At 56.8% G+C, this 11,680-nt stretch carries 12 protein-coding genes; 1 reads left to right on the top strand and 11 read right to left on the bottom strand.

Going from position 1 to position 11,680, the window contains the following annotated elements:
• Positions 1 to 37 precede the first annotated feature (37 nt).
• Entirely contained in the window at positions 38 to 385 is a 348-nt protein-coding gene (locus KO486_RS07585; RefSeq protein ID WP_216036643.1) for a hypothetical protein, read from the bottom strand.
• A gap of 115 nt (positions 386 to 500) precedes the next feature.
• Positions 501 to 1,142: a hypothetical protein gene (locus KO486_RS07580; protein ID WP_216036642.1), complete on the bottom strand. Its 642-nt coding sequence runs from the start codon at positions 1,140 to 1,142 to the stop codon at positions 501 to 503.
• A 40-nt stretch (positions 1,143 to 1,182) separates the two neighbouring features.
• Here KO486_RS07580 and KO486_RS07575 point away from each other — a divergent pair, with 40 nt between their 5' ends.
• Positions 1,183 to 1,884: an endonuclease/exonuclease/phosphatase family protein gene (locus KO486_RS07575; RefSeq protein ID WP_216036641.1), complete on the top strand. Its 702-nt coding sequence runs from the start codon at positions 1,183 to 1,185 to the stop codon at positions 1,882 to 1,884.
• Positions 1,885 to 1,889: 5 nt separating this feature from the next.
• Here the strand turns inward: KO486_RS07575 and KO486_RS07570 are convergent, their stop codons facing one another.
• The 9 genes from KO486_RS07570 to KO486_RS07530 form a co-directional block, all read right to left on the bottom strand.
• Positions 1,890 to 3,080, bottom strand: a complete 1,191-nt coding sequence (locus KO486_RS07570) for a Hint domain-containing protein (protein WP_216036640.1) — start codon at positions 3,078 to 3,080, stop codon at positions 1,890 to 1,892.
• A gap of 168 nt (positions 3,081 to 3,248) precedes the next feature.
• The gene (locus tag KO486_RS07565; protein WP_252734615.1) at positions 3,249 to 4,220 is read right to left on the bottom strand and encodes a hypothetical protein; all 972 of its coding nucleotides are present in this window, start codon (positions 4,218 to 4,220) and stop codon (positions 3,249 to 3,251) included.
• A 1-nt stretch (position 4,221) separates the two neighbouring features.
• Entirely contained in the window at positions 4,222 to 5,412 is a 1,191-nt protein-coding gene (locus tag KO486_RS07560; protein WP_303435079.1) for a hypothetical protein, read from the bottom strand.
• Positions 5,413 to 5,417: 5 nt separating this feature from the next.
• Positions 5,418 to 6,284, bottom strand: a complete 867-nt coding sequence (locus KO486_RS07555) for a ThiF family adenylyltransferase (RefSeq protein ID WP_216036638.1) — start codon at positions 6,282 to 6,284, stop codon at positions 5,418 to 5,420.
• Positions 6,284 to 7,234, bottom strand: coding sequence for a hypothetical protein (locus KO486_RS07550; RefSeq protein WP_216036637.1), 951 nt, complete (start codon positions 7,232 to 7,234; stop codon positions 6,284 to 6,286). Before KO486_RS07550 ends, KO486_RS07555 begins: the two co-directional genes overlap by 1 nt.
• A gap of 81 nt (positions 7,235 to 7,315) precedes the next feature.
• Positions 7,316 to 7,534, bottom strand: a complete 219-nt coding sequence (locus tag KO486_RS07545; protein ID WP_216036636.1) for a formate dehydrogenase subunit delta — start codon at positions 7,532 to 7,534, stop codon at positions 7,316 to 7,318.
• On the bottom strand, positions 7,524 to 8,333 hold the full coding sequence (gene fdhD / locus KO486_RS07540) for a formate dehydrogenase accessory sulfurtransferase FdhD (RefSeq protein ID WP_216036635.1): 810 nt from the start codon (positions 8,331 to 8,333) through the stop codon (positions 7,524 to 7,526). The genes KO486_RS07545 and fdhD overlap by 11 nt, the downstream gene beginning before the upstream one ends.
• A complete protein-coding gene (fdhF, locus tag KO486_RS07535; protein ID WP_216036634.1) occupies positions 8,330 to 11,230 on the bottom strand; it encodes a formate dehydrogenase subunit alpha in 2,901 nt (966 codons plus the stop codon). The genes fdhD and fdhF overlap by 4 nt, the downstream gene beginning before the upstream one ends.
• A complete protein-coding gene (locus KO486_RS07530; RefSeq protein ID WP_216036633.1) occupies positions 11,227 to 11,679 on the bottom strand; it encodes a DUF3601 domain-containing protein in 453 nt (150 codons plus the stop codon). Before KO486_RS07530 ends, fdhF begins: the two co-directional genes overlap by 4 nt.
• Position 11,680: the final 1 nt, after the last annotated feature.

Raw genomic sequence — 11,680 nt, 5'->3', positions numbered from 1 at the left:
GGGCACCCTTTGGGGGTGCCCGCCCTTACAAGATCACTTAAGCAAACACGGATTGCGCGTCGGCGTAACCAGTTGCTGCCGTCAAAGTAGCAAGCAAGCTTTCAGCCGCGTCATCATCGCTGTCCTCAAGGGCTTCAAACAAGCCTTCCAACATGGATTGCGCATCCATGCCGCTTGTTTCCGCGCCCATTTGACCGCCGCCATCGGACGGCGGGGGTGGTGGCGGCGGGCGATCACCCTGCCCGCTTTCTTGGACGTCCGTCATGCCGGATGCGCTACCGGTGGAGGTCCCCTCCTCGGGCGGCGGTGGCGGCGGCGGGGGCGCCTGCCCGACACCCATCTGTTGCATCATGCTGGTGGTCTGGGTTGAGATACTGTTCATCATAGGCTTACTCCTTACTAAGCAAACCCCGATTAACGACCACTGCTTAGCAAGGCCTTAAGCGATAAAATTAGCTGCAAATAGAATGGTCTCGGACGAAGCGAAACGGTTGATACATCTATTTTCTAGGCGTCTTGCGGTAAAACCGCGCGTTTGCCTGCACGAAGTCTTCCAGCATTTTACCAAGCCCCCCTAACTGGCGGCCCTTCAGATATAGATACCCCGAAAACGCACCGATTGCGGCCCCAATGGCGTCCACAATCAGGTCCTGCATTGTGTCGTCGAGACCGGATTTTTGCATGTTCATACCAAAGAGTGAGTCCATCGAATATTCAAACACTTCCCAAAGGCCACCAAGGGACATACCGACGCAAAACGCCAGCGTCGCAAGCGCCCATGCAGGGGCCGCGTAACGGTCGCCCTCAAACAGCATAAAAATCAACAAGAACCCCATCGCCCCAAAGCTCAGGGCGGACATGAAGTGCAGCGCAACATCCCACCACCAGAACTTTTCGTAAAAGTCCCCGACCTCGCCCAAGAACAGCGTTGCAAAGATGAAAACGACGATTGAGGCCAACACAGTGCGCGGCAAGGAAACCCCGAAGAAACGCGCGAACCTGCTTGGCAGGAACGTCAGACCTAAGGTGACAGAGGCCACAAAGATTGCAGGAAAGTTTTGTGTCATGACACCGGTCACGACTTCCATGCCCAGCACCGCTTGAATGGCTAATACGACAAAATTCGGAGTTGATTTGGCCATGGCCCTACTTTTCTGCCAGCTTAACCCCAATATAAACGTTATGAGACCAGACGCACCCCTTAGATTGGCAAGCTATAACATCCGTGCAGGGCTCGGCATGGACCTGCGCCGCGATCCAATGAGGGTCCTGGATGCGATTGCGTCGTTTGATGCTGATATCGTCGCTCTGCAAGAGGCCGATTTTCGCACAGGCAAACGCCCAACCGCCCTACCGCGTGATGCAATCGCGCAGCGCACGTCACTTGTGCCGCTCCCCGTTGCTGAAAATGGTGTAAGCTTGGGCTGGCATGGAATTGCCCTGCTTGCGCGGCCTGATCTGGTTGCACAGCAGGTGCACCGATACCCGTTGCCGGGGTTAGAACCCCGCGGCGCTGTCGCCGTTGACCTGCCCGATCTGCGCATCGTTGGGGTTCACCTTGGGTTGCTGCGCCATTCACGCCGTGCACAACTGGATCACATCCGCGAAGAGCTGGACGCCCTACCAGAACGGCCCACCGTGATCTTGGGTGACTTTAACGAATGGTCCCGCAAAGTCGGGCTGGGACGACTTGCACGGCGCTATACCATCCTGACACCGGGGCGCACGTTTCCTGCCAGCTTGCCGCTTGGCGCATTGGACCGCGTTGCCCATTGCCACCGCCTGTCAGTCCGGATGCTTGATATTCCGCAAAAGGCAAAGGGCAGACACGCGTCAGACCACCTGCCGATTTTGGCAGAGGTCGAACGCCGCGAGGTTGCTTAGGCAGGCTAGATTATCGGGCGGCTGTTCTTTGCATGACGTTCGATCAGTTTTGCCGCCCGTCTGCCCCGAACAAACCCGCGTGCCGGACGCGACATCTTCGTTGCATCCCCAAGGTCGTCGACAGGCAGATCAAGGATCAAACCGATCTCGGCCAAGGCCGCGCATGGGATCGTCTCAATCGCCTGACGGCCCAAATAAAGGCTTTCAGCGGCGATGCCGTTGGCAAAAATCACCTCATGATCGCCTAACATCACATGGTAATACGTCACCGACGGTGCCGATTTATCTAGCGATACGCCCTTAATGGCCAAAAACGCCTTTGCGGGGATCAGAACCTCGGACGTCCCGAACATCCGCTGGGCAATTGCGCCACGCACCAATACGCGGTGTTGCTGTGACAGACGCAAATCGCGCGTCGGGTATCCAACACCCAGCGCGCCCGCCTGAATAAGGACAGCAGCAAGGCTGGGGCATTGCGCAACCTGATCTGCGCGCCACGTGCAACTGTAGAGCCAGCGCACTGGCTGCGCCCCGTTGTCCAAGGTCATAACAGGATCGCCGACTTTCAGATCTTCAATGGCGATATCGCCTGTCGGGGTCTCAATCCGAGACCCATCCGCAAAGCACACATTGGTTGTGCCGGGTGTGGGGGTGTCGCTCGTAAAGGTATCCGTGCCGTCACTTGCGCGCTGCAGGGATTCACCGTCGGTGTCATTGCCGAAATCCTCGCCACTGCCCACCTGTGTGGCCGTCGCCGAAAACCCTGAATAGCTGGTCGGATCATCCAAGGTATCGCCATTGAAGGTCGCTTGAACGAATTCATCACTGCTCGGATCAAAAAGGGTGACGTTGTCGCCCCCATTGTTGATGAGTGCGGTCCCACGACCTGCATCAAAGAACAAATCATCCGCGCCACCGGTCGGCAAGCTGCCTCCTGACTGGACCCCAGTGAGGACCATCGCGTGCCCTCCAGCGGTTAAAATCGTTCCGTCAGGAAACGTAAACCAATTCCCGGCGCCCGCGTCCCACAGCTCAAGCCCGGAGATATCAATCGCGCTGCCAGACGCGTTGTAAATCTCAATATACTCATCCGTGGCCGCCGCTGTGCCATTGCCATCGGTGTCAAAGTTCTGCGCACCATTCGGGTCAACGAAGATCTCGCTGATGACAATTCCACTTAATAACGTATCGGCCATGGGTCACGATCCTATTCACAAAAGCCAGAACATCGGCTCGGTATGCGGCCGCTTTTACAACCCGAAGTTGACGCTATAATGGTGATAATTTGAAGGTTGGGCCTTATTCTAGGGACATAAAGGGCAACGCGTCTCAGCAGCCAATGCCCGAAAGGGAGGCTTCGATCGCTATCGTAGCGTCTCGTGAAGCGGGCGTCTGGCACGGATTGGGGCCTGTCCTGTCGGAACCCCAAACCGAATAGCCTGGACAAGCCGCTGGCCTGCTGGGATGCCAAAACGCTCACAGGTTTCTTGATGGGTCTGCGCGCAATCGGACAACGCAGCCATAGGCCACCCCGCCAAACCAAGCGACGCGGCCTCAAGGCACAAGCGCATGTATGCACGGCCAGATATGGCCGAATTTTCAAATTCATCGCGATAAAACAGTGCGATAACGGGCGATGTTAATGTCGCCTCAGCCTCTGACGCCAGCTTTCTGGTTTGTCGAAAAAGCGATAGTATCGGCCAAAAATTGGTCAAAACATATGGCGCAGCAAAGGCCTCGGAATTGGTCATGTGCATCGATGCGCGATCCATGCCGTCCAGCCCGGCCCGCGGGTGTTGCGGATCAAGGCGCATCCAATCAACCAGCTCACGGCGAAACGCCGCCTCTTGCATGATTTCATGGCTGGCAAAATCGTTTCGCTCCGCCAGCCAAGCGCGCGCAGGCTGGTCAAAGACCAAACGCGTGTCATCACGGGTCCAGCCAAACAATTGAACCGGTTGATCTGCAAACCCTGCCCGCCATGTAAACCGGGTCTCGAGCTGTCTGTGCAAGCCGTCAGTATCGCCCTGCGACAACGTCAGATGCGCCACCGCTACAAGCCCTTGGCCCGGTGCTGTGTCAGTGTCCGTCAGGGTAACCTGCGCCGCGATGTGATGCGCCGACAGTGCCAAGACCATCGCCTCAAGCACAGCACCGCATGACAGCGCCGCATCGCGCCCCGTCGGGTCCCCGACCGTCAGGCCAACGTTGGTGTCACAGAACAACGAAAGCGCATCACCGTCGCGAACCCAACGGGCTGGCTGGGTGTTGTGAACGGTTGGTGCAAGCCCTGCCCGCATCACACATTGTTCAAATATATATTGAGATATCAACATACTACCCAACCTGCCGTTGTGACATCAACCGTGCCATGCGCTGTACAGCTGCCAGTTCCAATTCCGCCCGCGGCGAGGTCGCAAGCGACGGCATAGACAGCGCCACAAGCTTAAGCGGCGCGTCATCGGCAATCAGAATGTGGCTGGCATCAAACAAGTGGAATAGATGGGTGATGTGATCGCCTTCGGCCCCGTCCTGAAACGGCGGATCAGAGCGGCGCAAAACTGGAGCGCGGCGAAAGATGTGGGTCAGAACGGCCCTATCGAAGTCCTTGAGCTGTGGGTCCGAGATGAGCGCCGCACCCTCAACCAAGGGATGCGCCTGAAGTCCACGAAGAAAGACCAACGCATCACCGGATCGATCATCTGCGATGTGGCGCAGCAAGGTCTGGGATTGCTCTTCGGCGCGCAATGTCTGGGCTTCGATGAATAGGACCGCGACCAGAACCGCTGCCAAGATCACCACGAACGTCAGGATCGTCGTGTCACGATCCATAGCGGCAAAATAAGCAACGACGCCACCCGACAGCCCTGCGCCAATAACGATCGCCAGAAACGACACCAGCGGAGCACGGTGCTGCGCCTGTGCCCGCCCCAAGGAGACCGCCAACCAACACAAGAATAGCACCCCAAGGGCGGATATTTGTGCGGGCAGATTCAGATATAGGAAAAGAAAATCAGCTGCGGCCAAGGGGATCAGCAACAGCAACGACAATGCTAGACGTTCAACGGTCTGGTTTTCGGCGACCGAAAGGCTGTCTTTGTCTCGTGTCAGGACCAACCACGCGCCAATCCCGAACCCGCTGAGCTGAAAGACCAACAGCCCCACAAGACGCGCAGGGTCGATGCTGTCCGACCACCACAAAGACAGGATGGCGAAAATCGCGGTGCCACCGCCGACCCAGATTTTGGCCCATCTCGGCGCATGGCGTCGCAATAGCCCTTCGGACAATAGCAATACCGAAAGTGGAATAAGGCTGGCGCCGAGCAGGATGAAAAATCGAAAGAACTCCCACCCCGTCAGGACCAGCAACGCACGCCCTGCAAACAACATGATCATAACACGCAGCCCCGTCAGGAACCGACGGTTCAAAGGCGCCCATGGATCACGCGCGCAAATGACACGTTGCAAGATAAACACCCCCGCCAATGCGGCGAGAGACAGGAACAGATTGACTGTATCAGCGGCCACAAGCGTCACGACATCAACCCATTCAGAAAGCGCCGCACGATTGGACGCATCAAGGCCGCAACAAAGGCTGGCTTGGGCCGTTCAACACGCGCCTTGTAGGGGTTGAAAAAATATCCACGGTTGTCAGTGCCATGCGATCTGCCAAGAATTGCATTCACTGCCTCATAGCACATCAACTGGCCCGTCGTTATGACCATTGGTCCAAACGACATGCGGGACCGTTTGCCTGCCACAACATCACCAACGATATCCAGATCAATGTAATTTCGAGATGAAGAATGAATTACAACCCATTCTGATTCCTTGATAAAAGCCTGAGATCTTTGATCATCGGACACAGCATCCCAAGAAGTTTCAGTCGTCGGATAACCAAGTCGTTCTTCATGGGGGGTGTCACTGGCCAAAGTGACATAAATCGATGGTAGCGGCGACGCGTAAGCGTCAATCACAGTTTTTCCAAGCACGCGAGCACGACGATAAAGCAGCAGAGATGCGCCAAGATCATCAGTCCCGTTCACAACAATTGCCGAGCGGGTGATCAGGTCGTCTACATGTTTGGTCCAATCAGCATGATGGACTTCAACCTCAATCTCTGGATTGATCTGGCGCGCGATCTCGGCGGTGGCGTCGGCTTTGTGGCGGTCAATCGTGTGGGTGAACGCGAACACCTGACGGTTAAGGTTACTAACCTCAAACTCATCCAGATCCGCGATGATAAGTTTACCTACCCCAGCGCGCACAAGGCCTAGGATGCAGGCCCCGCCCATTCCGCCCGTGCCGCACACGAAAACCGTCGCGCCGCGCAGTTTGTCCTGCTCGGCCCGCGTGACAAAGCCAATGTTGCGGGTGGTGAATTCTTCATAGTCGAACATCACTTGTCCCCTTTTGCGGGGCGCAGGATAGAAAACGGGCGGGTGCTGTCGGACCAATACAATACTGGAAGGATCAATCGACGCAGCGCCACATAAAGGCCCGCCCCGATAACGCTCAACACCGCTGTGCGTGGCACTTCGCGGGTTAAATAGCGCCGGATCGCTGGCAAATCCATCTTGCCAAGCTGCAGCACATCATCGCCACGTGCGTAATCCAGCTCGACCTCACAAAACTCGTTGAACTGGGCATCACGATGTTTCGGGGCGTCTTCCCATGTCTTTTTCAGATCGTCAGACCCGCCCGTATAGGCGTTGGTGATGACAAAACGGTCTTCGTCAAATTTGGCATCAGCGCCCACACCAAACACATGGCGGTGGTTCGCCATGATCCGGCGCGCCATTAGCACGTGGTTCAGCGTGCGCCTGTCAGCTTCGGGTTTCGGCCAGATATCGGAAAACATCTCAGAGACCATGCCAACCACGGCGGGCACTTGGGTTACGTTTGAAATCCAAAGCGGGCGGAATTGGTTGCGGGTGAACAGCAAGAAACATGTCAGTCCATACAGAACCCAAGACAAGCCACCCGAACGTTGATCTGGATCCACCATCACGAGGCCAAGATGCAACACATCGACAGGTTCAGGCTGGACGTCAACGGTCATGATCGCAAGCGCATTAAAGGCAATGGGCGTGCCGTCCTTGAGGGTAACGAGGGTGACGATGGTGTCGCGCAGCCTGTCGCGATCCCCCGAAAACACGCCATAGGTCAAATCGCCCTCGTCCAGTGTTTTACTGGCGATTTGGCGCAAGTCAGATGTCAGGGTTTGCAGGTCTTGTTGCGACATCCAGCGACCGGGGCGTTCCAAAATACGCACCACACGATCCCGCCCATTGCGCATCGTCACGTCCATATAGGCGTGGCGAAGTGATTTTAGGATCGGTCCGAGCATATTTGCGCCTGATGTTGTTCACATCAAACTATGGTTGTGCTGGCAGACAGGCAAGCAAGGAAAGCCTGACCATGAATAGCGTCAGGCAGGCAGGCCAAGAACCCGTTTGCTGCCCTCGGTGGCCAAAGGGCTAAGACCATCGGCCCCACTGCTGAGGTGATCGGCAAGCTGTTCCAGCATACGCGGTTCCCAGAATTCCTTTAGGTGTTCGGCAACGCGGCCTGCTTTGTCGGCGTCGGGCTGGCTTTCAAAGAAGGTCGCGATCTGATTGGCCATACGGACTAGTTTTTCATGCGACATGGGAGGCGTCCTTTGTTTGAATGCGGTGGGAATGGGTGAAAATTTCAAAGCCGTCGTCACGCGCTAGGGCGACAAGGGTGATATTGGCGGCCTGTGCGGTTTCAACCGCGAGGGTCGTCGGCGCGGACACGGCAAAGATCACGGCACAACCCGCCATTGCGGTTTTTTGGACCATTTCGACCGAAACACGAGACGTCAGAACAACGGCCCCTGCGCTACAATCAACAGTCGCTCCGATGAGTTTGTCCAGCGCATTGTGGCGCCCCACATCTTCACGGATGAGGCTAAGCCCCTGCCCTGATGTGTAAAATCCGGCCCCGTGGACCGCGCGTGTTGTGTCGTGCAGGTCTTGCCCGCCGCGCAGGGCCTTCATTGCCGTGGCGATATCTTGCGGCGTGAACGGCACGTCTGCTGTCACGGGTGGAACGGCCCGCGCGGCCTGATCCAGACTATCGATCCCGCAAAGTCCGCAGCCAACCGGCCCCGCCATCGCGCGACGGCGGGTGGCCAGCGTTTCTGCCTGATCTTCGGGCAGCCACATTTGAACTTCGATCCCGTTCGGATGGCTCACGACCTCAACGCTGTCGACTTCGCCCCACCCTTCGGTACGCGTGAACCCACGGCCAAAGTCCTCAAGATCACAAGGCGTGGCCATCATGACCGCTTGTGTCGTGCCATTATAGACAAGCGCCACGGGAACCTCTTCTGGGAGGTTGCGTGTGGCGGGTTCTGCCAGACCACCCCGCACGACCAAAGCATCGGTCGCGCGTGCGCCTTTGCTTGATCGGCGCTGTGTCATTCGGCGGCAGGCAGAATGCGGCGCGACTGTTCGGCCTGCGCGTTGTAGTCTTCCTGCCAGTCTGACGGCCCGTTGGACAAGGCCACCTGTACTGCTGTGACCTTGTATTCTGGGCAGTTGGTGGCCCAATCAGAATAGTCGGTTGTGATGACGTTGGCCTGTGTGTCGGGGTGGTGAAACGTCGTGTAGACGACCCCTGGTGACACACGATCCGTGATCGTCGCCCGCAAAGAAGTCTCCCCCGCGCGGCTGGCAAGACGCACAAATTGCCCATCCTGAATACCGCGCACTTCGGCGTCGTGCGGGTGGATTTCGAGGAGATCTTCCTCGTGCCACACTGTGTTTTCTGTCCGCCGCGTTTGCGCGCCAACATTGTATTGGGACAAGATGCGGCCCGTTGTCAGCAGCAGCGGGAAACGTGGGCCAGTCTTTTCGTCCGTCGCCACGTATTCGGTGATGATGAACTGTCCTTTGCCACGGGCAAAACCGTCGATGTGCATGATCGGCGAGCCATCGGGTTTATCGTCGTTACACGGCCACTGAACAGACCCACGGGTTTCCAGCATCTCGTAGTTCACATTGGCAAAGCCCGGTGTGGTGGACGCGATTTCATCCATGATCTGGGAGGGGTGCGTATAGGTCCAGCCACTGTCCATAGCGTTGGCCAGCATCATGGTGATTTCCCAATCCGCATAGCCGTTCTTTGGTGCCATGACTTTGCGCACGCGGTTGATACGACGTTCGGCGTTTGTGAATGTGCCGTCCTTTTCAAGGAACGTAGATCCCGGGAGGAACACATGGGCGTAGTTGGCGGTTTCGTTCAGGAATAGATCATGGACAATCACGCATTCCATCGCCGCAAGGCCTGCTTGCACGTGTTTGGTGTCTGGGTCCGATTGCAGGATGTCTTCGCCCTGACAATAAAGGCCCTTGAATGTGCCATCGACGGCCGCGTCGAGCATGTTCGGAATACGCAGGCCGGGTTCTGGGTCAATCTTGGTGCCCCAAATCGCCTCGAATACGTCGCGTGTGGCGTCGTCAGACACGTGGCGGTAACCGGGCAATTCGTGCGGGAATGATCCCATGTCACAGGCGCCCTGCACGTTGTTCTGGCCGCGCAACGGGTTCACGCCCACGCCATTCTTACCCAAGTTGCCTGTCATCATTGCAAGGTTCGCAATCGCCATAACGGTCGTGGACCCTTGGGAGTGTTCAGTGACGCCGAGGCCGTAGTAAATCGACCCGTTGCCGCCTGTGGCGAACAGTTTGGCTGCCGCGCGCAGGTCTTGTGCGTCTACACCTGTCAGCAGCGCTGTCGCTTCGGGCGCATGACGTGGATCGCTGATGAACTCGGCGTAATGGGCAAACTCGTCCCAGTCGCAACGGGTGCGGATGAACTCTTCGTCCATCAAACCCTCGGTCACGATGACATGGGCGATGGAAGACAGAACCGCAACGTTCGTGCCTGGTAACAGCGGCAAGTGATGCTGCGCTTCGATATGCGCTGATTTCACGATGTTGGTGCGGCGCGGGTCGATTACGATCAGCTTGGCCCCTGCCCGCAGGCGCTTTTTCAGGCGGCTGGCAAATACGGGGTGCCCATCGGTCGGGTTGGCGCCGATGATGATCACGACGTCTGTTTCTTCGACGGAGTCAAAGTTCTGCGTTCCGGCGGATGTGCCAAACGTTGTCTTTAATCCATAGCCCGTCGGCGAATGACAGACACGCGCGCAGGTGTCTGTGTTGTTGTTGCCAAACGTGGAACGGATCAGTTTTTGAACGAGGTATGTTTCCTCGTTCGTGCAACGGCTGGATGTGATGCCACCAATAGATTTCACGCCATGTTTGGCCTGAAGATCGCGTAGGCGCTTGGCGGTGTAGCTGATCGCCTCGTCCCATGACACTTCGCGCCAAGGGTCTGTGATCTTATCGCGGATCATCGGGTTCAGGATACGGTCGCTGTGGTTGGCATAACCGTAGGCAAAGCGCCCTTTGACGCAAGAATGGCCTCGGTTCGCTTCGCCGTGTTTATACGGCACCATGCGCACAAGTTCGTCACCGTTCAGTTCGGCCTTGAACGAACACCCAACGCCGCAATAGGCGCAGGTTGTGATGACGGATTTATCTGGTGTGCCGAGTTCGATAACGGATTTTTCCTGCAACGTCGCCGTGGGGCAGGCCTGCACACAGGCACCGCAAGACACACAATCCGAGCTTAGGAAATCATCGCCACCAGCGCCCGCAGAAACGCGGCTGTTGAAACCTGACCCTTCGATGGTCAACGCGAACGTCCCCTGCACTTCTTCGCAGGCGCGTACGCAGCGCGAACAGACAATGCATTTGGAGGGATCGTAGGTGAAATACGGGTTGCTGTCGTCTTTGGGAATGAACTGCGGGTTCACATCACCAGAGGTATCGCGCGCTTCAAAGTGATTTACAAAGCCGCCATTTGCGGGCGCTTCATAGCGTACATCGCGCAGGCCAACCATGCCTGCCATGTCTTGCAGTTCACAATCGCCATTCGCTGCACAGGTCAGGCAATCCAACGGGTGATCGGAGATATAAAGCTCCATCACGCCTTTGCGGATCTTTTTAACCTGCGATGATTGCGTTTTCACAACCATACCCGGGGCAACTGGTGTTGTGCAGGATGCTGGGGTGCCACGGCGGCCTTCGATTTCCACGACGCACAACCGACAAGACCCGAACGCTTCGACGCTATCCGTCGCGCACAGCTTGGGAACCTTGATCCCTGCTTCGGCGCTGGCCCGCATAACGGAGGTCCCTTCGGGCACCGTCACGTCAAATCCGTCAATGGTCAGCGTGACCATCTGCGTGGATTTGGACGCAGGTGTTCCCATGTCCATGTCTTTGGTCGGGATAATGAAGTCTTTCATGGCCGAACTCGCTTTTTGTGGAATTCAATAATCGCGCGCGCTGCAGTGAGCCGCTTGGTTCTTTTGGAGAGGTCAAATCGCACAGGTGCGAAAAACTGATCGACGTTGCGGTTGTCGATCATATCAACCTCTCCTTCGTCATTGCTGGCGCCCTCCTCGAATTCGAGGATCAGCTTACCGCCATCACGGCGTTCAAAGAACAGCCGCAGCCCGTCATGAAACGGGAAAAAGAAATAGCCTAAGAAATGCAGCTTTTCGCCTTTAGTGACTTCGCCGTGGCGGTTGGCCGCAAAGGATTGCAAGGCCTGAAACCGTTGGCCGAAAATCAGCCGCCCGTAATCCAGACCGCTGCTCAACTGGCGCAACCACATATCCACGGGTTCCTCAACGAGGTTGAACTTCTCCACCATCGCATCAAGGGCGCCATGCCTGAGAGGGATGCCGGTCATT

Source organism: Octadecabacter sp. B2R22 (genome assembly GCF_018861045.1).
GTDB lineage: Bacteria > Pseudomonadota > Alphaproteobacteria > Rhodobacterales > Rhodobacteraceae > Octadecabacter.
The sequence above is the reverse complement of the archived record's forward strand: the minus strand, read 5'-3'. Positions and strand labels throughout refer to the sequence as shown.